Here is a 25,842-nt window from a genome sequence, read left to right on the forward strand (position 1 = left end):
CGATCTATTTTTTTCTTAATTTTTCTGTTCTTTCTTAAACACTCTTCTATATAAATTACGCATTCCACTGACTAACAGTGTCAGATAACGAAGTACCGGTTCTGTTGCAATGGAAAAAATCACAAACAACATAATGCATTTTTCTGACATTCCTGTGATTGCAAACAGCTTTGGCAGGAAGATACTGCAGAGAATGAGACCTGTCATGGACCCAATCCACACAATTCCGCGCAGAAGATTCAAAGGCTGACAGATCCGGTACAATATCATAAATCCAACAACCGCAAGCAGCATAGTTGCTGCTGTCGAAATAGCCGTTGCTCCAACTCCGAATTCCTGCCCAAACACAACCAGTGCCCCAACTGCAAGTACATCCGTAAGCCCCGCCGGAAGTGCTTTTAATACAACATTTGTAAGAAAATGTCCTTTAATAATATCTTTATTCGGCTGGAACGCAAGGAAAAATCCCGGTATTCCGATCGTAAACATACTGATCAGCGAAACCTGTGATGGTTTCAGCGGATAAGAAATCATAAATACAACCGAGAACAATGACAACAGGAAGGAGAATATGTTCTTTACAAGGAACAGACTCGCTGATCTCTGGATATTATTTACTACACGTCTTCCTTCCAATACAACTGATGGCATACAGGCAAAATTGGATTCCAGAAGCACAACCTGTGATGCCTGTACCGCCGCGTCACTTCCGGATGCCATTGCAACGCTACAATCCGCATCCTTTAATGCCAGTACATCATTTACTCCGTCTCCCGTCATTGCTACGGTTCTTCCCTGGGCTTTCAAAGCCTGTACAAACTGACGCTTCTGCGCCGGTGTAACACGTCCAAACACAGTATATTCCGCAATCGCTTCCGCTGTCTCTTCTTCTGTCCGAAGCGTAGACGCATCAATATAACAATCTGCATTTTTAATTCCTGCTTCTTTTGCAACCTCAGAAACCGTCAATGGGTTATCACCGGAAATAACTTTCACATCTACTCCCTGTTCTGCAAAATAGGCAAATGTTTCCGGTGCCTCCTGACGGATTGGATTTGCCAGAAGAATATAGCCGTAAGGAATCACCTTATCTCTCAGACGTTCTCCGTCCAGTTCTCCTTCGTATTTACCAAACAATAGCACACGATATCCTTTGCCGGCATATTTCTGGACCTCATCCCTGCACTGGTCATAATCTTTCCGAAGCACCAGTTCCGGTGCGCCAAGTACATAATTATTCTCTGTGCCATCCTTTTCCTTCAAACACACTGCACTGTATTTCACTGCGGATGTAAAAGGAAATACCTTCACCACGTTTCGTCCGTTTCTATCCTGGAAATACTCTTTCAGTGCCGCCATTGTTGCATTATCATTGCTCATGGCTTTTGCAAAATCTCCAATTAACGTACGGAGCTCTTTTTCATCTGGTTTTCCTGCTGACTTTTTCTCACCGATTTCTTTTTCTTCGGTTTCTTCTTTTTCTTCATTATCTTTTTCATCTGCTGTAACTGCTACCAGTTGCTTCACACACATAGATGGTTCGGTAATCGTTCCTGTCTTATCGACGCATAATACATCTACACGCGCAAGCGTCTCGATACTCTTCATGTCATGCAGCAATACTTTCTTGCTGGCAAGTCTCATGGAACTTACTGCCAGCGCAACACTTGCAAGCAAGTATAAACCTTCCGGGATCATACCGATCACAGCTGCTACCATAGATGTAATACTTGACCTGAACGGATCATGGTTCATAAAGAAGCTCTGCACAAATAAAACAATTCCAATCGGGATCAACGCAATTCCGACAAATTTGACCAGTTTGTCAAGAGAACGGATCATCTCCGACTGTTCACCCTGTTGCATCTGCTTTGCTTCCAGAGTCAGTTTTGAAATATACGAATCAGCACCAACTGCATCCAGTCTTGCATGACACTGACCTGCCACAACAAAGCTTCCCGACATCAGTGAGTCTCCTTTTTGCTTCGTAATCTCATCCGATTCTCCGGTAAGCAGCGACTCATTGACCTGCACCTCGCCTGCCACAACAATCGCATCTGCCGGTATCTGATTTCCCGCTTTAAAAATTACAATATCATCCAGAACAAGCTCCTGTGCATCTACTCTGGATATCTTACCGTCTCTTACCACACTGGCATGCGGTGCATTTAACATATTCAGATTATCCAGTACTCTTTTTGCGCGGACTTCCTGTATGATACCGATCAATGTATTAAAAATAATAACCGGAAGAAATGTCAGATCTCTGAACGCTCCGACAAGGCAAAGTAAAATTGCCAGTACGAGAAAAATCAGGTTAAAATAAGTAAATACATTCTCATGTATTATTTCTCCTGTTGTCTTTGACGGCGGATCTACCGCTATATTCGACCAGCCATCTGCTCTGTGCTTAGCCACCTGTGCCGCTGAAAGCCCGATCTCATAATCCGGCTCGTAACGGTCTGTAGTTCTCTTTCTAACACCTGTTTTTGTAAATGTTTCTGTTATTCCTTCATCAAAAGGTTCGTCCTTATAGCCTTTATTTTTATAGTAATTCTGTCTTTCTTTTTTATATTTCCAACCGGCGGGCTTTTTTCTTTTCATTTAGTCCCTGCCTCCTTTTATTTTATGTTAGGATTAAAAAATGCCATACGAATTATTCCGTACTGTATACTCCTACAATTCTCCCCAATCTTCTATATCATCTTAGCACATTTTTCCATCTGCAAATCTAAAGATTCTGTGAATAGTTTCTTAGTTTTATCATAACATACTTTAAAATATTATCACAAAATATCTTTTGACTATCTGTCCATTCTTCGTTATAATCGTAAAAGCAAATAGAAAAGGAGACAGAACATCTATGAATTTCAATCAGATTACCATGTTATCAAAAATGAAAAATGCCATGGAAACATTTCGCCGGAATCATCCAAAATTCCCATTGTTTTTGAATGCCGTATCACAGGATGCTCTTGTAGAAGGAACTATTATTGAAATAAATGTAACTACACCAGAAGGAAAAAATTACTGTACTAACGTAAAATTAAAAAGCAGCGATCTTGAATTAATGGAAACCTTGAAAAATATGAACTCTTAAGACCTGTTGTTTCTGTCGGGCAATGCTAAAGTGAGCTACAAAGCCTGCCGCTGACAGTTTTCTCCGGATATTAGGGCAATACAAAAGCAGCACCGCAATATCTTTCTGAGGAATTCCCTCATTTTCAGATATTACCGTGCTGTTTTTTATTACTACATTTATAGTCTGACTTTTAGCTATATATGAAGAATCTGTCACTGACATTCTTCAAAAACGACATAACACTTCAGACTCCCACTTTTTTACAGATATCTGCCAGGCAGCATCTGTCACAGTGTGGCGTTGTCCGTGCTGTACAGACTTCTCTTCCGTGATATACAAGACGATGGCAGAGCTCACTTCCTTCTTCCGGAGGGATGATCTTCCATAGTTCCATCTCTACTTTCTTCGGATCTTTGATTCCATCTACCAGTCCGATCCGGTTAGACAGCCGGATACAGTGTGTATCTGTAACGATCGCAGGTTTTCCAAACACATCTCCCATAATCAGGTTTGCGCTTTTACGCCCAACACCTGGAAGTTTCAGAAGCGCTTGAAAATCATCCGGTACATTTCCGTCGTATTGTTCATCCAGAATCTTCATGCAGGCGCTGATATCTCTTGCCTTACTTTTGCCAAGTCCGCATGGTCTGACAATTTCTTCAATCTCTTCCGGTGAAGCCTGTGCCAGCGCTTTCACCGTCGGATACTTATCATACAATGTTTCAACGACTATATTCACTCTGGCATCCGTACACTGTGCGGCAAGTCTCACACTTACCAGTAGCTTCCATGCCTGATCATAGTCCAATGTACAGTCCGCATCCGGATATCTCTTTTTCAAACGTTCTATTACTTCAAGTGCTCTTTGTTTTTTTGTCATTCTGTCTGCTCCTTCTTGCTGCCATCACTAATCATCTGTAATCTTGGAATGATGTATTACATACCCAGTTTTTCTGCAACAGCCTGTCCTGCCGGTGTGCCTGCGACACCACCGATACCCGTCTCACGAAGAGTGACATCCATCTTATCTCCAACATCTTTCATTGCATCAATCACCTGATCGATCGGGATCTTACTTGTAATTCCAGCCAGCGCCATATCTGCAGCTGCCAGTGCATTCACTGCACCTCCGACATTTCTCTTCACACATGGGACTTCTACCAGTCCCGCTACCGGATCGCATACCAGTCCCATCAGATTCTTAAGCGCCATTGCACATGCATTGGCGATCACTTCACTGTTGCCACCACGTACATGACAGATTGCACCTGCTGCCATTCCGGAGCCGGAACCGATCTCAGCCTGACATCCACCTGATGCACCTGCAAGATATGCTCTGTTGGCTATGATCTGTCCCAGACCTGCTGCTACATATAATGCTTCTATCATCGTTTCCTCCGGCACCTGATACTCTCTGTAATAAGTAACAAGAACTGCCGGAAGTACACCACATGCTCCAGCAGTCGGTGCTGCTACTATTCTCTTCATGCATGCATTATTACAGCCCATTTTTAATGCATTTGCCATAACTTTTGCCATAAAATCGCCACATAACGGTTTCTCATTCTCTCTGTAGGCATCCATCTGACCGCCGTCTTTTCCGACCATTCCACTTTGTGAAACCAGATTCTCTTCATAGGCATCCAGGTTTTCCAGCATAGACTGCCACATACCTGTCATCTGTTTCCAGGAGTTTTCCAGTGTAACTCCTCTTTCATTTACATCTTCTATCTGTACAGCCTTCCAGAATGGAATGCCATCTTTTTTGCAGCGTAGCTGCGCTTCTTCCATTGATTGATATGACATACGCTTCTATCTCCTTTTACTATTCTTACTCTACTCCGTTCGGATCCAGGAATTTTACCCGGATAATTCCCGGCTTACTCTCCAGATCTTCGATTGCTTCCTTCGGAATCACCTGATCTGTCTCAACAACCATTACCGCACAGCCGCCACGTTTATCGCGAAATACCTGCATTGTCGCAATATTAATCTCCGCTTTGGAAAGTGCTGCTGATACATCCATGATCCGTCCAGGTTCATCTATATTTCGAATAATCAAAGTGCATGTCTCACCGCTGAAATTCACGTCTATTCCATCCAGCTTGCAGACTTTGATACGACCACCACCGATGGAATGTGCCTGCATCTTCATCGTCGGAACACCTTCTGCTTCCATCACAATCTGTGCTGTATTCGGGTGTGCACCTTTAATGTCCTTGTTCTCAATTGTAAATTCCATGCCTTCTTCTTTTGCTACATCAAAACTTACCGGAATCCGCATATCGTCTGGCAGCATCCCCAATAATCCTGCGATCAGTGCTTTGTCCGTTCCGTGTCCTTTCCCCGTTGCAGCAAATGAGCCATGCAGATATACTGTAGCTTTCTCAGGCTGTCTCCCGAACAATTGTCTTGCAATAAGACCGATGCGCGCTGCACCTGCTGTGTGGGAGCTTGATGGACCGATCATAACCGGTCCTAAAATGTCAAAGATATTTCCCATTTTTTTACCCTCTCTTTTCTATTTTTTGACACATATCTACTTCTTATTATACGTTTTCTCACCTCTCTTTACAATCTTTTTCTGTACGCCGTTCTACTTATTTTCTTTCTCTTTTTTGTTATAAAAATCACATAATTTCCACCGCACTTTCCACTCCTGTATTCATCTATTTTGACACTGCAAACTTGTAAACAAAGTCATGATATGCTAACATTGAAGTCAGTCTGAAAAAGGGAGTGTATGACCTATGAACAAGAAAGAAGTACTGGAAATCCGCAAGCAGTTCACGCCGGAAAACTGTGCAATTACACGTATTTGCGGCTGCTATGTGGATCACGAGAAAGAAAAAAAGACAGAACTGAAAAAGGCTTTTCTTTCCATGCCGGAAGAAGAAGCCTTCAAATATTTTGATATTTTCAAACATACGTTATCCGGAACACTTGGGAAAAATCTGATGAACATGGAATTTCCGACAGAGCAGGAGATGCCGGGTGGAACGCAGGAATTTCTCTTAAAGCTCCGTGACAGCAAGCTTACCGATGATCTTCTGGTTGAGGAATTTTACGATAAGGTCATTGAAAATTATATTTACCCGGAAAATTATTACATCATACTGATCCATGCGGTCTATGATGTGCCGGGCAAATCTTCAGACGGTCTGGAGATGTTCGATGCTTCCGATACTGTATATGAACATATCATGTGCAGTATCTGTCCAGTAAATCTTACCAAAGCGGGACTTACATACAATGCAGAGACGAACAATATTGAAGACCGTATCCGCGACTGGTTTGTGGAATTACCTGTCAAAGGTTTCCTCTTCCCGGCATTTAATGACCGCGCAAGTGATCTTCACGGAGTTCTGTATTACTCCAAGAAACCAGAAGAGCTGCAGCCGGACTTCATTGAAAATGTTCTCGGAAGCCAGATCCCACTTACCGCAAAAGATCAGAAAGCATCTTTCCAAACGATCATCAGTGACACACTGGGGGAAGATTGTGATTATGAAGTTGTAAGAAATATTCACGATAATCTGAATGAAATGATCGAAGAAGCCAAAGAAACACCGGAACCGCTAGAACTCGGCAAACCGGAAATGAAGAATCTTCTTGCCAGAAGCGGCGCTTCCCAGGAACATCTCGAAACTTTCGATGAGGAGTTTGAGGAAGTGGTCGGCGAAAAACAGACATTACTTGCCGCCAATATTGCAAGCACAAAGACTTTCCAGATTGAAACTCCGGATATTGTTCTGAAAGTAAACCCGGAGCGGTCTGATCTCGTTGAAACCCGAGAAATTGACGGGCGGAAATGTCTCGTTATTCCGATTGATGAACATCTGGAAGTCAATGGAATTGAAGTCCATTAAGCATGGGATAAAAAGTATGGACTTTCGTTTTGCAATTGAGTGCAAATAAAAATTTTCATATTTTTTCAAATAATACAAAAAAACATTTGCATTATCTGCCAGAATGTGATATTATACTTTTTGTCAGCGAGCGGAGATGGCGGAATGGCAGACGCGCTAGATTCAGGTTCTAGTGGGAGTTAATCCTGTGAGGGTTCAAGTCCCTTTCTCCGCACTAGCGATAAGAACTCTTGAGTAATCAAGAGTTTTTTTGTTATTGTAACGAAGCAAATGCATCATATTTGCATGACAGCATTTAACGACCACTAATCAGAGCAAGATTCTCGAGAGCATATCTTATCTCTGTGTATACGATGAGCCAAGTACAGATTTGTGCTTGCACAAGGATCTGTATTTGGCGAACAAAGCAAAAAGACTTCACCCTGGGCACGCCCAAAAATGAAGTCTTTTTCGTTCTCTTACTATTTTCCTGCGAAACTTATTTAATAGCATCTCTCCATGTTGCAGGCTCAAACTTGTCCTGGATTGGGAGCAGTCTCTGGTCAACATCGATCTGTAATACAGAGTTGAAATTGTTTGTTGCCATCATCTGGCATGCAAATCCAACAATAACTACAATCTCTTTGTCAGTGTAATATTTCTTTAACTCTGTAAATGTCTCGTCAGATACTTTTGTAGGGTTCTTAACGATCTGCTCTGCAAGACTCTTCAGAAGTGCTTCTTTCTCAGTTGGTTCAAAGTTAGATGGATCAATTCCGATCTCTGCTAAATCGCTTACGAAGAATAAGGAGCACAGAAGGCATCCGTTTGTTGAAGATACAGAATGTGCATAAACAATTGCTGCACGCTGTCCAATAATTTCAACCAGTCTGTTCCATGATGTATACCATCCCATAAATGCGTCATATGTTGCATAATCCTGAAGCAGTGCTTCTTTCATATTTGTTAATTTTCCCTGATTCTTTAACTCAAGATAAGCTTCCAGTTCTTTTCCTGTAGCTTCTTTTTCATTTGTAAATGCTACTCTTGCCATTTCTTAATGCCCTCCATTTTTATAACATATTCTTTCAGTAGGTTTATAGGAACATAATACTACTTTCCACATTTTCCGTCAATCACAAATCACATTTTCTCACTTTTTTTGTTTGTTTTTTTGAATTATTAAGAATATATCTCTGTTAAAACGATGTAAATTTTCTTTCTTACATACAAAAGCACTTGCGCCTCATTATCGAAAAGGCTATAATATTCTACGGAAGATTTTGCAATTTTCGCAATAATTCCAACAATCATTTCTAAAATTATTTTAAAGGCAGGTGAACAGCATGGACGGTTGTGATAGTCACGGGCGAAGTAAGAATATAGAATCGGAAACAAGCAACAGTCGATGCTGTTGTTTTCTATAATTTTTGATTCTATTTTCCATGCCCTGATTTTCATTTCTTAAGACAGCACAAATTCATTTCTTAAGGATATTTAAACAACTGAAAATCACACAGCAACTTGGAGGTAAAAATGGAAAATAAAACACAGAATTACACACCGGAGATTCTAAAAATCATCCGGAGCAACACCTCTCCGGGGATTATGCGAAACAAACTGGAAGACTACCACGAGAATGATCTCGCAGAAGTTTTTCCGGAACTGACCGTAAAAGAGCGTGTCAAACTTTGTCGTATTCTCGACCTGGATATGCTTTCTGATATCTTTGAACACACCGATGAAAAAGAAGCAGCAGAATATTTGAATGAAATTGATGTCAAAAAAGCGGCGTTAATTTTGTCTGCAATGGAAACAGATGCCGTTGTAGATGTTTTGCAGATGGTTCCAAAAGACAAAAAGAATCTTTTTATCGAACTGATGGATGATGATGCCAGAAAAGACATCGCCGTTATTGCTTCTTTCGACGAGGAAGAAATCGGTAGCAAAATGACAACCAACTGCATCATGATCCGTGAAAATCTCACGGTCAAGCAGGCAATGAGTAGCCTTATTGACCAGGCGGCAAAAAATGATAATATTTCTACTATATTTATGGTGACAGACAAACAGACTTTTTATGGTGCTATGGATCTGAAAGATCTGATCATCGCAAGACAGGATCAGCCGTTGGAAGACTTGATCGTAACGTCTTATCCTTATGTATATGGAAATGAACTGATTGATGATTGTATTGAAAAGTTAAAAGATTATTCCGAGGATTCTATCCCGATTCTTGACAATGAAAACAAACTGCTAGGTGTCATCACATCCCAGAGTATGGTAGACCTGGTTGATGACGAGATGGGTGAAGACTATGCAAAGTTCGCCGGATTGACCGCCGAAGAAGATTTGAAAGAGCCATTGCGCGAGAGTATTAAAAAGCGACTTCCGTGGCTTCTGGTTCTGTTAGGTCTTGGCATGGTTGTTTCTTCTGTTGTCGGATTATTTGAAACAGTTGTAAGCCAGCTTACATTAATTATGTGTTTCCAGTCACTGATTTTGGATATGGCCGGAAATGTCGGTACACAGTCGCTTGCTGTTACGATTCGTGTCCTCATGGACGAGTCATTAACCGGAAAACAAAAATTTGAACTTGTATTAAAAGAAATGAAAATTGCATTTTCCAATGGTTTCATCCTTGGTGTTCTGTCCTTTGTATTAATCGGATTGTATATTGCACTTTTCAAAGGAAAGAGTTTCCTGTTCGCCTATGCAGTCTCTGGCTGTATCGGTGCTTCACTGTTATTGGCAATGGTTATTTCCGGCGCCGTTGGCACATGTATTCCTCTTTTCTTCAAGAAAATACATGTCGATCCGGCTGTCGCATCCGGGCCACTTATTACAACCGTCAACGACCTTGTTGCCGTCGTATCCTATTACGGACTTAGTTGGATCCTTTTAATCAACCTGATGCATTTAGCAGGTTAGAAAAGGGGACGGGGATTTTCTAAAAAGGGACAGGTGCAACCGCAAAAGGGGACGGGGATTTTCTAGAAAATCCCCGTCCCCTTTTGCGGTTTTTTACATTTTCATCATGCCAGACATGATACACCCACCAATTGCTCCACATTTTCCCAATTCTATCCACTGGTCCATGTGGAATTTTATTCCACCGATTCCATATACAGAAATATCCACAGCTTCACAGACTTCTCGTAAAAAGAGCAATCCTCTCGGCGGTAGCCCTTTTTTGCAGTCTGTAGCGTAAATGTGCCCTGCTGTTATGTAGGTTGCACCGAGTTTTTCTGCTTCTATGGCCTCTTCTACAGAATGTACAGAAGTGCCAAGTTTCGCAAATTTTTCTCTCCACCGCCCAGATGCACTTTTCCCAGCCGTCACTTCCCGTAACAATGGCAGTGGCAAATGAAGGCCGTCACACGGCAATTCCATCGCCACTTGATAGAATGTATGCAAAATACATGGAACCTGATACTCTTTGCAGATTGCCAGCACTTTCTCTGCAAGATCTTTATATTCTTTTTCGGTCAGATCTTTTTCCCGCAAAATTATGGCATCCGGTCCCCATTCACAAATTTTTCGGATCTGTTCTAAATATGGTCTCTTGCTTAATGTACGGTTTGTCACTGCAACTACATGAAACCCTTGCACTTTCTCATTTGTACATCTATCATCCGTATTTTTTATTTCTTTACACATACTATAATCTCTTTATATCTTTTACTTGTTCACACATAAAATATAATCGCTTCGTGCATTTTATTTCTTTACGAAAATATAATCTCTTTATATCTTATAATTCTCTATACATAAATATAATCACTCATGACCGGCTGCAAATCATTTTTCAGCAATGCATCATAAACTTCCTTCACACTTCTGCCATCAGAAATTTCAAACTGATCATCGCCTTTGTCCTCGATGTCTTCCACATGGCTTCCGATTCCGGTGCTGACTCCTGCAGAAATCTTAGTAGCCGCAATACCTACGAGATGATCTCGCACGCGTGCGCACTCTCTTGTTGATACGGTAATGCTTGCAAATGGCATAAAGAGACGATATGCGCAAACAACCTGCAACAGCTGTGTCTCATGCACATCCATCGGGTTGATCCGGTCGTTATTGATGATCGGACGCAACCGTGGACAGGAAAATGCAATTTCTGCATGTGGATATTTTCTCTGTAATAAATATGCATGATATCCGGTTGCAAATGCATCTTTGCGGAAATCATCCAATCCCAAAAGTGCGCCGAATCCGACACCACGCATGCCACCTTTTAAAGCACGCTCCTGTGCATTCACACGATATGGATAAATACGTTTATGTCCTGCCAAATGTAATGTTTCATATTTATCAGAATTGTATGTTTCCTGGAATACGGTCACATAATCTGCACCACATTCGTGTAAATATGCATATTCGTCTGAATTGACCGGATAGATTTCAAGTCCGATTACTTTGAAATATTTTCTTGCAATCCTACATGCATTTCCGATATATTCCACTGTGGACTTACTTCTGCTCTCCCCAGTCAGAATGAGAATTTCCTGTAATCCAGTTTCTGCAATTGCCTGCATTTCTTTCTCAATTTCTTGATCATTTAACTGCGCACGGTTAATTTTATTGTGACAGTTGAATCCACAGTAAATACAATAATTCTCGCAATAATTTGCAATATAAATCGGCGTAAACATATACACACTGTTTCCAAAATGTCTGCGTGTCTCGTCTTTTGCTGCCTGTGCAATTTCTTCTATAAACGGAAGTGCCGCAGGTGATAAAAGCGCCGCAAAATCTTCTGGTGTTCTGGATGTGTGTGCGATTGCCCGCTTTACATCTGCCGCCGTGTATTTATCATAATCGTAAGCTTGCATAGCTTCTACAACCTGATCCAATACTTCTGAGCCGATATCTTCCATTCCTGGCAAATATGTCATATGATCGATTCTGTTTTTCTTCTGATCTTCCAGAATCTCCTCACTTAATATACTTTCATTGATATGTTGATTTTCCATCTTTTTTACCTTCTTGTATTTTTGCAATTTTTGTTAAGATTAATCCTCTAAAAATCCCGTAAGCGGAGAGGATGCGCTGGCACCTCTTTCGATTTTTCTTCCAAGTCCGGACAGATAAGCACTGCGCCCTGCCTCGATTGCTTTCTTAAATGCTTCTGCCATGACCGGAACATCACCTGCTGTTGCGATTGCTGTATTTGCCATCACTGCCGCTGCGCCCATTTCCATTGCTTCGCATGCCTGTGATGGGCGACCGATTCCGGCATCCACGATGATCGGTAGATCCATTTCATCAATGAGAATCTGTATAAATTCTTTCGTCGCAAGTCCTTTATTGGAACCGATCGGCGCTCCAAGTGGCATAATGCATGCTGCTCCGGCATCTGCCAGCGCTCTTGCCGCATTCAGATCCGGATACATATATGGCATAACTACAAATCCTTCTTTTGCAAGAATTTCCGTTGCTTTTATTGTTTCGTAATTATCCGGCAATAAATATTTGGAGTCGCGGACAACTTCGATTTTTACAAAATCCCCGCATCCAACTTCTCTTGATAATCTTGCGATTCTGACAGCTTCTTCTGCATTTCTTGCTCCGGATGTATTCGGAAGTAATGTTACATTGTCCGGAATATAATCCAGAATATTTGCCAGTCCGCCTTCATTTGCGCGGCGAAGCGCCAGTGTAATGATCTGCGCATCTGCTTTTTCAATGCATGCTTTTACAAGATCCAGTGAAAATTTTCCTGATCCTAAAATAAATCTGGATGTAAATGTGTGTCCTCCCAGACTCCATGTGTCTTTTGTACTCATATGTTTGTCCTCTTTTCTTATTATTTTTTGATTTATATCTCTTCCTCACCAAGAAGCAAGCGTGTGATCATATTTGCTTCATGGGCAGCGCAGATTGCAACTCTTGGCGCCATCAGTCCATTTCCATAACCTGGCTCTGTCACACGGTCACCACACAGGTAAAAGTTCTTCATCAGATGTTCTGTGCGAATTGTATTACTGCTCCCATAGCCTGCCATTCCGGTTGCCGATACCAGTTTCTTTTTCGGAAAATGCTGTAGAATTCCATTTACCAGCATTGCTTTTGCTTCTGGATTATCAAACGCTTCGCATACAATTCCTGCATCTTCAAAAAGAGAAATCAGATTCTCTTCTGTCACTTTCACGCAGTCTGTCCGGATATCAAGATATGGATTGATTTTCAAAAGCAGCGATTTCAACGCATCGGTTTTATACATTCCAAGATGTTCCATAAAGTACTGCTGCCGGTTCAGATTCGTAATATCCACTACATCAAAATCAATCAAGTGCAAATGCCCGACACCAATTCTTGCAAGTGCATACGCCACATTTGATCCAAGCCCTCCAAGTCCGGCAATTGTCACATGTCCGGCAGATAATTTTTTCTGGATCTCCGGCGAATGACGTTCTTCCAACGCCGCCTGGATCTCTTCTTTTGTTAATGTCTTTGTTGTCTGTCCTTCCATCATTTTCTCCTTTATGTCATTAACTTCCTGGCTCATCTCTTTTTGGTCCGGAACTTCTTTTTCCTCATCGGTTTCCTCACGCAACTGTCATAATCCCTGTGCTCATCTCTTTCTGTCCCGGACTACTCTTTCTTCCGCTTTAGCCTCCTCCGACAAATGTCACAACTTCCAGACGATCACCGTCTTTCAACATCGTATCGGAATATTCATATTTCGGAAGAATATCTCCATTTAACTCTACCGCAATCCTTTTCATCTGATATCCTGCGTTTTCTAGATAAGCAGCAACAGATATTGACTGTTTCATCTGAATCTCTTTTCCATTTACTGTGATCATTTCACTACACCTCCTTTTAATCTTAGAAAAAAAGAGTTCACAAAGAAACGTACCCGCGGTGGTGCGCCCCTTCATGAACTCTTGTTCACTCTCAATCTTTTATACCTGTTAATAACAAAAACGGAAGATACCAAAGTATCTTCCGCTCATAGCATATTCCTTGCGTTCCTACGTTGGCATTATCCAAATCAGGTATATGGGTCGAAGTTTTAAACTTCCTCTCAGCCTATCACATAAGCTCCCCGGTTCTATTTGATTGTTCCTCTCCAGTATAAATGTATTTCACAAATCTGTCAAATATATTTTATATCACATCCTTATCTGGAGCATCTGAACTGAAGTTCTTCCCATCTTCTGTCTACTTCTTTCTGGAAAGCCTCTAACAGATACTCATTGCCTTTCTTGAAAAGATGTTTGAATCTTCCCTGTGGTCTTAAGAAATCTTCGATTGGGAGTTTCTTCTTCGGCTCATAGTTCAGAATCCATTTTCCTTCTACGACCTCAAATAACGGCCAGTAGCATGTCTCTACACCAAGTTTGCAAATCTCCATAATATCCGGCGTATTGTATCTCCATCCACGCGGACATGGTGCCATAATATTTAAGAAAGCAGCGCCTGGTGTATAAATCGCTTTTTCGGATTTGATATGCAGATCTTTAAAGTTCTGTACAAACGTTGTCTGTGCCACATACGGAATATCATGCGCAGCAATTACAGATGCAAGATCTTTTCTGTTCTGTGGTTTTCCGTTACTCTCGCTTCCTACCGGTGTAGTTGTTGTATCTGCATACATCGGTGTTGCAGAAGAACGTTGGATGCCGGTATTCATGTAAGCACCGTTGTCATAACAGACATATACCAGATCCTGATTTCTCTCCATTGCTCCGGACAGTGACTGCAGACCAATATCATAAGTACCGCCGTCACCACCAAATGTGATAAATTTGTATGTTTCGTCTAATTTTCCTTTTCGTTTTAATGCTTTGTAAGCACCTTCCACACCACTCATGGTTGCGCCTGCATTTTCAAATGCATTATGAATGTAGCTATCTTCCCATGCTGTGTATGGGTATGTAAATGTGGATACTTCCAGACATCCTGTTGCATTTCCGATGACTGCTTTATCACCTTCATGAAGACCGCGCAGTACATTACGAACTGCGATTGTTCCGCCACATCCGGCACACATTCTGTGTCCTGGCGCCAGGCGCTCTGATTTATTCATTGTCTCTTTAAAATTATAACTCATCTTCTCTACGGCCCTCCTTATTCTCTAATTCCAAGATAGCGGTAGGTTTCTCCTGCATCGCCATCTGCGATCATCTGTTTCAGGGCTTCAAATACGCCTTCCATGTCTTCTACGCGCACGTCACGTCCGCCAAGACCGTAGATGTAATTCACTGCCAGCGCATCTGCTTTTGCGCGGTATAATGCACTCATCACATCTGCACCTAACGGTCCGCCATGGTTCGTATAGCTTTCTGCACGGTCCATAATTGCAACTGCTTTCACATTTTTGAGCGTCTCCGCGATCTCATCAGCCGGAAATGGGCGGAACAGACGGATCTTCACAAGTCCGACTTTCTCTCCCTGTTCTCTTAAGCGGTCAATCGCATCTTTTGTTGTTCCTGCTGCAGAACCGATCATTACAACTGCACGCTCAGCATCTTCCATGCAGTAAGATTCAAACAGACCATATTCACGTCCGGATACTTTCGCAAATTCCTTTGCAACCTCCTCTACAACTGCCGGTACATGTTTCATGCCTTCTGCCTGCGAGCGTTTTGCTTCCATATAATAATCTGTGATCGCATATGGACCAACTGCCATCGGGCATTCCGGATTCAGAAGATAATTTTCCGGTTCATATTCTCCAACGAAATTCTTTACCTCTGCGTCATCCAGTAATTCGATATTTTCTACTGCATGACTGGTGATAAATCCATCCTGACAGATCATGATCGGCAGTCTGACATCTGCATGTTCGGAAATGCGATATGCCTGCACCATGTTGTCATATGCTTCCTGATTATTTTCTGCGTAAATCTGGATCCAGCCTGCATCTCTTGCTCCCATACTGTCGGAATGGTCACAGTTGATGTTGATCGGGCCGGAAAGTGCACGGTTTACAAGCGCCAGTGCTAACGGAAGTCTGTTGGATGCCGCAATATATAATTCTTCCCACATATAGGCAAGTCCGCAGGAAGAAGTCGCTGTTAAACTTCTTGCTCCTGCTGCTGAAGCTCCGATTGCAGCGCTCATGGAACTGTGCTCACTCTCTACCGGAATAAACTCTGTATCTACCTGTCCGTTTGCTACAAAAGAAGCGAAATACTGTGGAATCTCTGTGGACGGAGTAATCGGGAATGCCGGGAACACATCTGGATTAATCTGTCTCAATGCGATCGCAACCGCTTCATTTCCTGATAAACGTTCTCTTTTTCCCATCTTACTTCACCCCTTCCATCTTAATTGCGTCAAATGGACATGCTTTTACGCAAATGCCACATCCTTTGCAGTGTCCATAATCAAAATCCAGTCTCTTCATGTCTTTTACCGGGATGCAGCTGTCCGGACAGACCGGTACACAAAGCAGACACTGTTTACATTTATCTGCGATAAATTCTGGTTTTACTTCTGACCATTCCCCTGTGTTGAACTCTTTGGAGGTTCCTGCACCGGCAACGATCATACCTTCTGTCAGCTCTTCCCATGTTGCTTTTACACCTAATTTACTGATATCTGTAGCCATTAGTGCACCTCCTTAAATGCCATCTCAAGTGCTTTCATATTGCCGTCAATAACTTCCGGCTTGCTGGCGAATTTGTGCTTGAAGGATGCTTTCATTTCTCTTAAGAAAGTCTCCTCATCCATAATCCCTGCTACTTTTACAATTGCAGCAAGAAGTGGTGTGTTCGGGAAATATTTTCCCATTGCCTCCATTGAGACTTTGTGTGCGTCAATAATATAAACTTCTCCTTCGTATCCATGAAGATGCGGAATGATCTCCTCTTTTGTGCGCTGTGTATTTACAAGAATTGCTCCATCTTTTTTCAAACCGCTAGTCACATCCACGGATTCCAGTAAGGATTCATCTACTACAACTACATACTGTGGATCATAAATATTAGAATGTACACGGATCTTTGTATCGCTGATTCGGTTATATGCTGTAATTGGTGCTCCCATACGTTCCGGGCCATACTCCGGAAAACCCTGTACGTATTTGCCTGTCTGGAATGCTACATCTGCCAGCAACAATGCGGCTGTTTTTGCACCCTGACCACCACGACCGTGCCATCTGATTTCTGTATGATTACTCATCTTTCGTATTCCTTTCTTTAAAAATTAGTATTATTCTGATTATACTGTATAAATATGTGCATGTCTAGAGCGCACTCTGTTTTTTATGTTTTTTATTGTTGCCGGCGCAGTTCTGGGGGCTGGCGTGTGGCTGATGTTTGCGCAAAGCCAGGCTTAGGTTGAATTCAACTTGTATCTCACAAGTCCCCAGAAACATCTCACCATGAAAAAGCACCCCAGAAGATCTGCTCATCGACAATTCTCCTGGGATGCTTTTTCGTGACTTTCGACTGTTATTACGGATATTTACTTTTTCTTATATTTTTACTTTTCCATTCTACAACCCTGGTATCACTATTTGATACCGTTATCTACCTGATACATATGTTTGATCAGGCGGAAAATCTGATTTGTGTACCCCCACTCATTATCATAGAAGCTGATAAGCTTGAAGAAATGTCCATTGATCTGGATTCCTTCACGTGCATCAAAGGATGATGCATGGCTGTCTCCGATAAAGTCAGAAGATACTACTTCGTCATCGATATAATCTAAAATTCCTTTCAGATATGTCTCTGAAGCTTCTTTCATTTTCTTACAAATATCTTCGTAACTGGTTTCTGTTTTTAAAGCAACATTCAAATCCACAATGGATACATCTGAAGTCGGTACACGGTAAGAAATCCCATTCATGCGATCTTTTAATGTTGGAATAACGAGTGAAATCGCTTTTGCAGCTCCTGTTGTGGATGGGATCAGGTTGCCAAATACGGCACATCCTGTACGCCAGTCTTTAAGTGAACGGCAGTCAACTACTTTCTGCTTAGCTGTAGCAGAATGTATCGTAGACATTAATCCATACTCAATTCCGTAATTGTCTTCTAAGACTTTACACAATGGTGCAAGACAGTTTGTTGTACACGATGCATTCGAAACAACATGCATAGACGGCTGATAAAGTTCGTGGTTGATTCCCATTACAAATGTCGGTGTATCCTGGTCTTTAGCAGGTGCGGAAATGATTACTTTCTTCGCGCCACCTTTGATATGTGCCATTGCTTTCTCTGTAGTACAGTAAGCACCTGTCGCATCTATAATATATTCTGCTCCACATTCCCCCCAACGAATGTCTGCAGCATCATTTTCCGAGTATACACGAATCTTCTCACCATTGACGATGATTCCATCCTCATACTTTTCGAGCGTTCCCTGAAAACGTCCGAATATTGAATCGTAACGGATCATATAAAGAATATAATCCAGATCAGCGTTTCTTACGTTGATCCCACAAAGTTTAAACTGCTCCGGCTGATTGATGGCAATACGGAATGCGACTCTGCCAATGCGTCCAAATCCGTTGATGCCAATTGTTATTGCCATAATAAATACCTCCTGTGTATGACATATTAATACTTTTGTATCTTTCCCCATTTGCAATAACAGTCCGCCACAATCTATCGCGAGTGTAACATACTTTTCCCCGGAATACTACCGAATTGACAGTAATTAATCATTTAACGGGATACGTAAATATTTAACAGGATTTCCTTTTTTCACAGATATTTCTGACTGAATATGTCTCCTTCCGACAACCTCCTAATCAGGATTAAAAAGAATAGAAATGAAGTTTCCTATTATATAGAAAATGGTGCCCTGCGTATCTGCGCAAAGCACCATTTTATTCGTATTATATTCTTTATTTATAAATCATTATGCTTAAACCATTTCATACCTATAAGCACTTAGATTCATTTTATTGAGCCGGGCTTACAACAACTTTGTATGTTGCCTTATTTCCAGCTTTTGTTCTTGCAGTAATAGTAGCTTCTCCTGCTGCGACTGCTGTAACTTTTCCAGTTGCATCTACTGTTGCAACCTTCTTGTCGGAAGAGCCGTAAACAACTTTACTGCTTACACGTGCCGGCCAGCAAGCCAGTTTATTTTCTGCTGCAGAAGCTCCTGCAACAAGCATTTTACCGGAAGCATCTTTGTTTACTTCTTCTGCTGCAAAGCTAAGCTGTGCATAGTTCTTTACAACATCTGCAGATACGTCCTGGATTGGCCATGCAGCTTTGTCTTTCTGCCAATTCAGCTGCCATAACCACCATCCGCCATCATACACGCTGATGTTTTTCACACCATTCTGATAGCAGATCAGGAATGGGATTGTAGCTCTCCATCCGGTTCCGCAATAGAATGATAATTCATTGTCTAAAGAAGAGTCAGACTCTGCAAGAATAGATTTTACTTTGTCGATTCCTACAACTTTACCGTTTTCAACATAGCTTCCATCATCTGTGTTATGTCCCCATACAGCACCTAAAGGCTCTCCTGCATAGTCGATATATCCATAACCTGTTTCTTCGCCTTCAAATTCTTTTGTAGAACGGATACTTACCAGACGGAAGTTTGCGTCATTCTGTAGTTTGTCTTTTGCATCCTCTGCTGACAGGATGTACTCTGGATGCGCCGGAACAGTTGTACCGAAGCTGTAATTATCTCCTCCGGCTTTCTGCTCGTTTACTTTTGTCTCCACATCGTATCCGGCAGCTTTCCATGCCTGCATACCGCCATCGACAACTTTTACGTCTTCAACTCCTGCATAAAGCATTGAAAACGCAACTCTTGTTACGCTGGAATCAGATGCACTTCTGCCGTATAAAACTACTTTTGTATCTTTTGTAATTCCGTTTCTCTTCAGGAACTCGCTTAACTGTTTACCGCTGCGGATATTAAAGTTATCTTCCGGTTTTACATCTTTTTCGTCATAAAGTCCGAAATCGTCTTTTCCATCTCCATATGGCCATGGAGCACAGTCGTCATATTCTACTGCATCTGAGTTGATATGATATGCTCCCGGAATATGACCTGCATTATAGTTTTTATCTCCTGCTGTGTCTCCCCATGCAACTTCTGATACGAATACATTTTCATATCCTTTCTGAAGTCCGGACATTGCGCTCTTTAACCATTCCGGCGATACATATACCTGCTGTTTGGATACGGATGCCGGAGTCTTATCTACAACTGTAACTTTGCATGTAGTTGACAGATATTTGCCTTTGCTGTTTTTCTGAGTTGCTTTTACAGTAATTGTTGCTGTACCAGCCTTCTTAGCTGTTACTTTCCCATTGCTGCTTACAGTTGCTACTGCTTTGTTGCTGCTTGTCCATTTTACAGGGCAGTATACGCCAGCCGGTTTTACAGCTGCTTTCAGTGTGTTTATTTTTCCGACTGCTACAGTAGCTTTGGAAGCACTTACTTTAACACTGCTTGGTTTTAAGTTCTTAACAGTGATCTTAACAACTTTTTTCACTTTTTTGTTCTTCTTGGATGTTACAGTAATGTTTACCTTTCCGGCTTTCTTACCTGTTACAACACCTTTGGAAGATACGGTTGCAATCTTCTTATTGCTTGATTTGTAAGTAACTGCCTTGCTTGCATTTGCAGGCTTTACTGATTTGACCGAAATTTTAGACTTTCCTTTGATATCAACTGTTTTTGTTGTTACCTTCACGGAAAGGCTCTTCGGTGCTTTGGACGCTGCCTGTGCCGGTACGCTTGTACCGAAAACTGCTACAACTGCTAACATAGCAATCATTGCTGCCGCAGCCTTTTTCATAAAATTTTTCATGATTTACCCTCCTTTTGTAAATTTGTATCAGGGTATATAATCCCTGATAATATTTTACTGCAATAGAAACTTTCACTCCAATTGGTATTTTTGATATATAAAAGCACTTATAGATTCTTATTGATATTTATTATCAATAATCGTCATCGGATACTATAGCAACAAAATTCCCGACATACACATCCGATTATGTACATGCCGGGAATTTTTTTATTCGTTATTCTCTTCGACTATTTTGTTTTCACTTTTTTAGCAGTTGACCAGCCTGAGTAAATCTTCACACTCTTCTTGCCAACTTTAACTGTCTTATAAGTACGAACTCTTACATAGTAAGTTTTCTTCGCCTTTAATTTCTTCACTGTTTTCTTAACAGTTGTATTTTTAGAAATCGTAGATGTCTTTACAGATTTTGCGAACTTTTTATTTGTAGAATACTGTACCTGGTATCCGCTTGTCTGTTTGCTCTGTTTCTTCCATGTTGCGCTGAAGCTCTTTCTTGCAGCTTTTACTTTTGAAAGGCTTGTTCCCTTTGGATTAATGTTAAATGTCTTTGTAAATGTTCCTTTATAGTCTCCCTTGAAAGTAACTTTTACTGTGTATGTTCCGACATTTTTGCATCCTGCTGCATATTTTACTGTGTAATCTTTGCTTGTAATTTTCTCACCTTTATTGTTCTTTGCAACAACGGCTGGTTTCTTTACCTTTCCATCATATACATAGCTTGTCTTAGCAAGTTTTACAGAAGCTACTTTTTTCACTTCTGGTTCCGGTTTTGGAGCTTCTGCTTTAACTAATGCTGCTTCTGCGTCTTTCACAGCCTGGATCGCATTCTGGTAATCTGCAGCTGTTACTCTTTCTGCTCCTGCTACCTTCTCAGAAATAGCCTTTGCAGCATCTACTGCTTCTTTGTAAGCATTCCAGCTTTCTTTTGTGAAGTCAACTTCATTTTTCTGCTCTGCATCAGCAAGAACTTTTTCCATCTGCATTTTTGCTGCATCTGTAATATCGTATTTTGGATTTTTCTTAACAGCAATACGAACATCGCCTGCGCTCTCAACTGAGAATCCATCAATACTTGTAATTACTGCGTTCTCTCCTTCACTTACTGTAAAGTTATGTGCATTAACCAAAATTACACTGCTTACCCAATCTGTGTCATCTGCAACTGTTACATTATAAGTTGATCCACAGTCTTCTGCCGGATTGATCTCATACTCAGCTACACCTTTATTATTTGTCACAATATTTCTGACACGAGTTTTGTCATTATCTGCTGTTAATTTAAATTCTACGCCTTCTACCGGTACACCTTCAGCATCTACTGCTTTCACACGGTATACATTTTCTGTTGAGAAAACAGAGTTGTTAGTATATTCTTCATCCTGTGACGCTGGAATTACAGTTACAATTACACCTTTCAGGTTTGTATAAGTACCTTTTTTGTTTGTTGGTGTGATCTGATATTCTTCTTCCTTCTCTGTTGTATTTTCAGGAAGTGTTACTTTGATGATTGGATTTTCCTTAGAAATCTGAGTTGGTACATTTGTCTGTACTTCATCCCACATCGGATAACCCTCTGGAGTAATCGTTTTCTTACGCACACGATAGTAGATTGTTCCCTCGTCTGCTCCGTAATTATCCATTGCAAGTCGAAGTTCAACTGTTCCACCTTTGCTTGTCAGCTTATCTCTTGATACGCCAATGTTTGCTGAATCCCATGATGGAACTTTTTTCAGTGCTTCCATTGCATCCTCAATGTTCTTCTGTGCAGCTTTGATTTCTTCTACAGAAGCATTGTCTGCTAATTTTTCTGCTTCCGCAACTGCAGACATTACTTTTGCTTTACTTTCATCTGTATACAGACTGTAATCAAATTTCTTAGCCTCAGCAACCTTAGCTTCCAGCGCTTTTCTTTCAGGAGACATTTCTACCAGTCCCTTTTTCGCTGTCTCTAAATTACTTTTTGCTGTCGCAATCTGCGCTGTTGTTGCATTTTTGTTTTCATATACTGTCTTTGCTTCTGTAAGCGCCTGCTGAAGAGCTGCCCAGCTTTTTGATGTATAATTGTCTTTGTTTAATTTTTCTACTTCATCGATTACAGCTTTTAATGCCACTTTTTGTGCATCATCAGCCGCTGCCTTCTTAACTACAAACTTAATTTCGCCAGCCTGATTGATTGATTTTCCGTTAATTTTGGAAATAATCGGACTCCATGATTGATCATGACCAACTTCAAATGTACATCTGTTCTCACTTGTCCATCCACCGTCTTCCGAAACTCTGATCGTGTAAATACATGTTATGTCATTATCTTCTATTTCATACTCTGCCACACCATTTGCATTTGATGTAAATTCCGGCTCATTTCCAAAAGACTCATCTTTTCCGACTAATTTTACACCTTCTACCGGAGCTCCATTTTCATCTACTACTTTTGCACGGAATGTAGTTTCATCAGATAAAACTTTCTCTTCCTCTGATCCTGCGTTGGCTGCTGCAACAGTGAAAGATGCTCTCTTGGCACCTTGTTCCATTCCACCCCAAGAATTCTCGAACTGTCCACTTGTCAGATTTACGATCAGTTTATATTTCACTTCTGTTGTCTCTTTGTTTGCCGGAATATTTACTTTCAGTTTGTTCCCGACAACCTGTCCTTCAACATTCTCATATCCTTTTACTATTTCCCAATTATAATCACCGATATCTTTCTTTAACTGGTAATAAATCGGACTGTCTGTTGTTGAAAAGTCGTCAAACTTAATTGTTGCGACAAGTTCTCCTCCTTCACTCGGAAGTTCTTTTGAATCAAGCGTATAGCTGTAGATTCCATATCCTGCAGCTTTTACTACACTCACCTGTCCACCCAATAATCCGAAGACCATTGCTAATGACAGGAGCCAGGCAAAAATTCTTTTCATTTTCCCCATTATTTTTTTCTCCTTTTCTTTTTTCATTTGTTAATTACATTACGATTACTATTATACGTTGTTTTTCGCATTCTCTCCAATCGGTATTGTCAATAAAGCGATACATTTATTCATAGCATCTATGCAAAAAGAAGACTTTCTCCTGCCTTTTATAGCAAGTGAACGCCTTCTCTTCGTTCTCTACTATTTCGTCTTCACTGCCTTAACTTTTGACCATCCAGAATACAGCTTCACTGTCTTCTTTCCGGCCTTGACATTTTTGTATGTGCGAACTCTTACATAGTAAGTTTTCTTAGCACTTAATTTTTTCACTGTTTTCTTAACAGTTGTATTTTTAGAAATCGTAGATGTCTTTACAGATTTTGCGAACTTTTTATTTGTAGAATACTGTAACTGATATCCGCTTGTCTGCTTGCTCTGTTTCTTCCATGTTGCGCTGAAGCTCTTTCTTGCAGCTTTTACTTTGGAAAGGCTTGTTCCCTTTGGATTGATCTTGAATGTCTTTGTAAATGTTCCTTTGTAGTCTCCCTTGAAAGTAACTTTTACTGTGTAAGATCCGACATTCTTGCAACCTGCAGCATATTTTACTGTATAGTCTTTGCTTGTGATCTTCTCGCCTTTGTCGTTCTTAGCAACGATGCTTGGTTTGTGTGTCTTTCCATCGTATACATAGCTTGTCTTAGAAAGTGTTACAGATTTTACTTTCTTTACTTCCGGTGTTGGTTCCGGCTTTGGCTCCGGTGTCGGCTCCGGCTTTGACTCTTCTTCGCCCGCTTTACTTAATACAAACTTAAGCTTTTCTTTTCCGGTTGCTTTCACCCCATTGACAGTTGCTGTCGTTCTCGGCGGACCACCTTCTACTCCATAAGAAACGGTATAATAGATTTCTTCTGGATTTGCAATATATTCATCTGCCGGTCTGATTGCAATCTTATCGTAAATAGTATCCATCATCTTATGTGAAACGATGAGCATACCATTTTCATCACTGACAAGCTCCTCCGTGTCTTTTACGTAAGGTGTAGTCTTTTCTTTTACAAATTTCACACCCTCCATCGGAACGCCTTTTTTATCTACCACTCTGATTTCAATGCGATCCCAAATTGCATTCGACTCGTTCTCGTACTCTGGGTAAACATCCGGTGCCTCACCTTTTTCAATCTTTTCTTTATTGCTTTTAATTGCCTGTATTTTCTTTTCATCGATATAAGTTTTCTGTTCCTCTGTCAGCTTATCATATGTATCCAATGCCTTCTGCACGATTTTCAAATCTGCGGCACTCATGTTACTGATGCTGAATTCATCAATACATTTATTCACTTCAATTGCCGCAAATAAATCATCTTTCTTTGAATTATCCGGCAGATAAGTCATTTCTTTATCCAGGGAAGTAAGCTCAGCAAGCGGTCGGATATCTGTGATTTTTAAATCTCCTGTCAGACTGATCCTTTCCAGGGATTTAATCTTGCTTACGGACGCGATATCTGTAAGCTCCGGATTGTCTGACACATCTAACGATGTAAGACTTGTAAGCCCACTCATATCCGGAAGTTTTTTCAATTTGTTATACGAAACATCCAGCGTCCTAAGTTCCGGCAGCTGTCCAAGTGGTGCAATATCTGAAACTTTATTACGAATCAGACTTAAACGCGTCAGTTTTTTCATATTTGCAATCGCAGAAATATCTGTAATCTCATTTTCATTGAGTAGCAGACTACGCAAATTCGTCAGACTCTTAAGCGCGGAAATATCTGTGATCCCATCACCTTTTAAGAATAACTGCTCCAACTGACTTAATCCTGAAAGTGGCGTAAGGTCTTTAATTCTTGCGCCCTCTTTGTACGCTGTAAATCCGATTACAATCTGCTTTGCAGATGTGGCATATTGCAAACCTTCCAGGCTTTCCACATACCATGGCATTTTCCAGTTTTTAAATCCATTTGGATTGGAGCTGGATTCATAAAAAATGTACTGTACAGTCGAGGATGCTACATCTTCTTTTGTCAGTACTAACTTCTGATCATTTTTACTCATTGCCGAACGAATCGCCCAATTAAGTATTGGATCCGGAACGACATCTTCCTTCTCCGGATAATAGACATCCTTTTCTGCCAGCCCGGAACATCCTCTAGCTTGTGCATGGACATTGCCTGTCCATGCACATGTAGCGAGCATAATTCCGGTCATTAGCATTGCGACGTTTTTCTTTACTCTGTTTTTCAATTTCATTTG

At 41.0% G+C, this 25,842-nt stretch carries 22 protein-coding genes, 1 tRNA gene and 1 riboswitch; of the genes, 4 read left to right on the top strand and 19 right to left on the bottom strand.

What is annotated here, in order from left to right:
- Positions 1-15 precede the first annotated feature (15 nt).
- A complete protein-coding gene (locus tag H8S07_RS08345; protein ID WP_186855839.1) occupies positions 16-2,604 on the bottom strand; it encodes a cation-translocating P-type ATPase in 2,589 nt (862 codons plus the stop codon).
- Positions 2,605-2,863: 259 nt separating this feature from the next.
- On the opposite strand from H8S07_RS08345, the gene H8S07_RS08350 reads away from it, so the two are divergent.
- A complete protein-coding gene (locus tag H8S07_RS08350; RefSeq protein ID WP_118519924.1) occupies positions 2,864-3,100 on the top strand; it encodes a hypothetical protein in 237 nt (78 codons plus the stop codon).
- A 226-nt stretch (positions 3,101-3,326) separates the two neighbouring features.
- Here H8S07_RS08350 and H8S07_RS08355 read toward each other — a convergent pair whose 3' ends face one another.
- Genes H8S07_RS08355 through sdaAB form a run of 3 tightly spaced genes read right to left on the bottom strand, consistent with a single transcriptional unit; the run spans position 3,327 to position 5,585 of the window.
- Positions 3,327-3,962: an endonuclease III domain-containing protein gene (locus H8S07_RS08355; protein ID WP_021859705.1), complete on the bottom strand. Its 636-nt coding sequence runs from the start codon at positions 3,960-3,962 to the stop codon at positions 3,327-3,329.
- Between the two features lie 56 nt (positions 3,963-4,018).
- Positions 4,019-4,888 (bottom strand): L-serine ammonia-lyase, iron-sulfur-dependent, subunit alpha, encoded by an 870-nt coding sequence (sdaAA, locus tag H8S07_RS08360; RefSeq protein ID WP_186855840.1) that lies wholly within the window; start codon positions 4,886-4,888, stop codon positions 4,019-4,021.
- Positions 4,889-4,913: 25 nt separating this feature from the next.
- On the bottom strand, positions 4,914-5,585 hold the full coding sequence (gene sdaAB, locus H8S07_RS08365; protein WP_118288414.1) for an L-serine ammonia-lyase, iron-sulfur-dependent subunit beta: 672 nt from the start codon (positions 5,583-5,585) through the stop codon (positions 4,914-4,916).
- 247 nt (positions 5,586-5,832) lie between these two features.
- Between sdaAB and H8S07_RS08370 the strand changes: the two genes are divergently transcribed.
- Both H8S07_RS08370 and H8S07_RS08375 read left to right on the top strand, forming a co-directional pair.
- Positions 5,833-6,951, top strand: a complete 1,119-nt coding sequence (locus H8S07_RS08370; RefSeq protein WP_117537842.1) for a DUF4317 domain-containing protein — start codon at positions 5,833-5,835, stop codon at positions 6,949-6,951.
- A 130-nt stretch (positions 6,952-7,081) separates the two neighbouring features.
- Positions 7,082-7,165 (top strand) — tRNA-Leu (locus H8S07_RS08375).
- A 264-nt stretch (positions 7,166-7,429) separates the two neighbouring features.
- On the opposite strand, the gene H8S07_RS08380 is transcribed toward H8S07_RS08375, so the two are convergent.
- Positions 7,430-7,984, bottom strand: coding sequence for a carboxymuconolactone decarboxylase family protein (locus tag H8S07_RS08380; RefSeq protein WP_186855841.1), 555 nt, complete (start codon positions 7,982-7,984; stop codon positions 7,430-7,432).
- Between the two features lie 482 nt (positions 7,985-8,466).
- Here H8S07_RS08380 and mgtE point away from each other — a divergent pair, with 482 nt between their 5' ends.
- Positions 8,467-9,861: a magnesium transporter gene (gene mgtE, locus H8S07_RS08385; RefSeq protein ID WP_021859700.1), complete on the top strand. Its 1,395-nt coding sequence runs from the start codon at positions 8,467-8,469 to the stop codon at positions 9,859-9,861.
- 93 nt (positions 9,862-9,954) lie between these two features.
- Here the strand turns inward: mgtE and H8S07_RS08390 are convergent, their stop codons facing one another.
- The 14 genes from H8S07_RS08390 to H8S07_RS08455 all read right to left on the bottom strand — a co-directional run bounded on the left by H8S07_RS08390 (position 9,955) and on the right by H8S07_RS08455 (position 25,839).
- Positions 9,955-10,590 (bottom strand): thiamine phosphate synthase, encoded by a 636-nt coding sequence (locus H8S07_RS08390; RefSeq protein ID WP_021859593.1) that lies wholly within the window; start codon positions 10,588-10,590, stop codon positions 9,955-9,957.
- 104 nt (positions 10,591-10,694) lie between these two features.
- Positions 10,695-11,909 (bottom strand): 2-iminoacetate synthase ThiH, encoded by a 1,215-nt coding sequence (gene thiH / locus H8S07_RS08395; RefSeq protein ID WP_021859594.1) that lies wholly within the window; start codon positions 11,907-11,909, stop codon positions 10,695-10,697.
- Between the two features lie 39 nt (positions 11,910-11,948).
- Entirely contained in the window at positions 11,949-12,722 is a 774-nt protein-coding gene (locus H8S07_RS08400) for a thiazole synthase (protein WP_186855842.1), read from the bottom strand.
- A 32-nt stretch (positions 12,723-12,754) separates the two neighbouring features.
- Positions 12,755-13,411: a sulfur carrier protein ThiS adenylyltransferase ThiF gene (thiF, locus tag H8S07_RS08405; RefSeq protein ID WP_408640167.1), complete on the bottom strand. Its 657-nt coding sequence runs from the start codon at positions 13,409-13,411 to the stop codon at positions 12,755-12,757.
- 136 nt (positions 13,412-13,547) lie between these two features.
- Positions 13,548-13,745, bottom strand: a complete 198-nt coding sequence (thiS, locus tag H8S07_RS08410) for a sulfur carrier protein ThiS (protein WP_021859597.1) — start codon at positions 13,743-13,745, stop codon at positions 13,548-13,550.
- Between the two features lie 147 nt (positions 13,746-13,892).
- Positions 13,893-14,000, bottom strand: a riboswitch (TPP riboswitch).
- Positions 14,001-14,062: 62 nt separating this feature from the next.
- The gene (locus tag H8S07_RS08415; RefSeq protein WP_021859598.1) at positions 14,063-14,995 is read right to left on the bottom strand and encodes a thiamine pyrophosphate-dependent enzyme; all 933 of its coding nucleotides are present in this window, start codon (positions 14,993-14,995) and stop codon (positions 14,063-14,065) included.
- 17 nt (positions 14,996-15,012) lie between these two features.
- Positions 15,013-16,194, bottom strand: a complete 1,182-nt coding sequence (gene porA / locus H8S07_RS08420; protein ID WP_021859599.1) for a hypothetical protein — start codon at positions 16,192-16,194, stop codon at positions 15,013-15,015.
- Position 16,195: 1 nt separating this feature from the next.
- Entirely contained in the window at positions 16,196-16,498 is a 303-nt protein-coding gene (locus H8S07_RS08425) for a 4Fe-4S binding protein (protein ID WP_021859600.1), read from the bottom strand.
- A complete protein-coding gene (locus H8S07_RS08430) occupies positions 16,498-17,070 on the bottom strand; it encodes a 2-oxoacid:acceptor oxidoreductase family protein (RefSeq protein WP_021859601.1) in 573 nt (190 codons plus the stop codon). Before H8S07_RS08430 ends, H8S07_RS08425 begins: the two co-directional genes overlap by 1 nt.
- A 64-nt stretch (positions 17,071-17,134) precedes the next feature.
- Complete coding sequence (locus H8S07_RS08435) at positions 17,135-17,302, bottom strand: hypothetical protein (RefSeq protein ID WP_186855843.1); 168 nt, start codon at positions 17,300-17,302, stop codon at positions 17,135-17,137.
- Positions 17,303-17,403: 101 nt separating this feature from the next.
- Complete coding sequence (gene gap / locus H8S07_RS08440) at positions 17,404-18,429, bottom strand: type I glyceraldehyde-3-phosphate dehydrogenase (RefSeq protein ID WP_186855844.1); 1,026 nt, start codon at positions 18,427-18,429, stop codon at positions 17,404-17,406.
- Between the two features lie 373 nt (positions 18,430-18,802).
- Positions 18,803-20,683 (bottom strand): Ig-like domain-containing protein, encoded by a 1,881-nt coding sequence (locus H8S07_RS08445; protein ID WP_186855845.1) that lies wholly within the window; start codon positions 20,681-20,683, stop codon positions 18,803-18,805.
- A gap of 230 nt (positions 20,684-20,913) precedes the next feature.
- Positions 20,914-23,610, bottom strand: coding sequence for an FIVAR domain-containing protein (locus H8S07_RS08450; RefSeq protein ID WP_186855846.1), 2,697 nt, complete (start codon positions 23,608-23,610; stop codon positions 20,914-20,916).
- A 183-nt stretch (positions 23,611-23,793) separates the two neighbouring features.
- Entirely contained in the window at positions 23,794-25,839 is a 2,046-nt protein-coding gene (locus H8S07_RS08455) for a leucine-rich repeat domain-containing protein (protein WP_186855847.1), read from the bottom strand.
- Between the last annotated feature and the right edge of the window lie 3 nt (positions 25,840-25,842).

The organism is Dorea hominis (assembly GCF_014287705.1).
Taxonomy (GTDB): Bacteria; Bacillota; Clostridia; order Lachnospirales; family Lachnospiraceae; genus Dorea_D; species Dorea_D hominis.

Excerpts from the sequence above, each read along its gene's own strand:
- H8S07_RS08345 (WP_186855839.1), bottom strand. The coding sequence starts at position 2,604 with ATGAAAAGAAAAAAGCCCGCCGGTTGGAAATATAAAAAAGAAAGACAG.
- H8S07_RS08350 (WP_118519924.1), top strand. The coding sequence starts at position 2,864 with ATGAATTTCAATCAGATTACCATGTTATCAAAAATGAAAAATGCCATG.
- H8S07_RS08355 (WP_021859705.1), bottom strand. The coding sequence starts at position 3,962 with ATGACAAAAAAACAAAGAGCACTTGAAGTAATAGAACGTTTGAAAAAG.
- sdaAA (WP_186855840.1), bottom strand. The coding sequence starts at position 4,888 with ATGTCATATCAATCAATGGAAGAAGCGCAGCTACGCTGCAAAAAAGAT.
- sdaAB (WP_118288414.1), bottom strand. The coding sequence starts at position 5,585 with ATGGGAAATATCTTTGACATTTTAGGACCGGTTATGATCGGTCCATCA.
- H8S07_RS08370 (WP_117537842.1), top strand. The coding sequence starts at position 5,833 with ATGAACAAGAAAGAAGTACTGGAAATCCGCAAGCAGTTCACGCCGGAA.
- H8S07_RS08380 (WP_186855841.1), bottom strand. The coding sequence starts at position 7,984 with ATGGCAAGAGTAGCATTTACAAATGAAAAAGAAGCTACAGGAAAAGAA.
- mgtE (WP_021859700.1), top strand. The coding sequence starts at position 8,467 with ATGGAAAATAAAACACAGAATTACACACCGGAGATTCTAAAAATCATC.
- H8S07_RS08390 (WP_021859593.1), bottom strand. The coding sequence starts at position 10,590 with ATGTGTAAAGAAATAAAAAATACGGATGATAGATGTACAAATGAGAAA.
- thiH (WP_021859594.1), bottom strand. The coding sequence starts at position 11,909 with ATGGAAAATCAACATATCAATGAAAGTATATTAAGTGAGGAGATTCTG.
- H8S07_RS08400 (WP_186855842.1), bottom strand. The coding sequence starts at position 12,722 with ATGAGTACAAAAGACACATGGAGTCTGGGAGGACACACATTTACATCC.
- thiF (WP_408640167.1), bottom strand. The coding sequence starts at position 13,411 with ATGATGGAAGGACAGACAACAAAGACATTAACAAAAGAAGAGATCCAG.
- thiS (WP_021859597.1), bottom strand. The coding sequence starts at position 13,745 with ATGATCACAGTAAATGGAAAAGAGATTCAGATGAAACAGTCAATATCT.
- H8S07_RS08415 (WP_021859598.1), bottom strand. The coding sequence starts at position 14,995 with ATGAGTTATAATTTTAAAGAGACAATGAATAAATCAGAGCGCCTGGCG.
- porA (WP_021859599.1), bottom strand. The coding sequence starts at position 16,194 with ATGGGAAAAAGAGAACGTTTATCAGGAAATGAAGCGGTTGCGATCGCA.
- H8S07_RS08425 (WP_021859600.1), bottom strand. The coding sequence starts at position 16,498 with ATGGCTACAGATATCAGTAAATTAGGTGTAAAAGCAACATGGGAAGAG.
- H8S07_RS08430 (WP_021859601.1), bottom strand. The coding sequence starts at position 17,070 with ATGAGTAATCATACAGAAATCAGATGGCACGGTCGTGGTGGTCAGGGT.
- H8S07_RS08435 (WP_186855843.1), bottom strand. The coding sequence starts at position 17,302 with ATGAGCAGATCTTCTGGGGTGCTTTTTCATGGTGAGATGTTTCTGGGG.
- gap (WP_186855844.1), bottom strand. The coding sequence starts at position 18,429 with ATGGCAATAACAATTGGCATCAACGGATTTGGACGCATTGGCAGAGTC.
- H8S07_RS08445 (WP_186855845.1), bottom strand. The coding sequence starts at position 20,683 with ATGAAAAATTTTATGAAAAAGGCTGCGGCAGCAATGATTGCTATGTTA.
- H8S07_RS08450 (WP_186855846.1), bottom strand. The coding sequence starts at position 23,610 with ATGGGGAAAATGAAAAGAATTTTTGCCTGGCTCCTGTCATTAGCAATG.
- H8S07_RS08455 (WP_186855847.1), bottom strand. The coding sequence starts at position 25,839 with ATGAAATTGAAAAACAGAGTAAAGAAAAACGTCGCAATGCTAATGACC.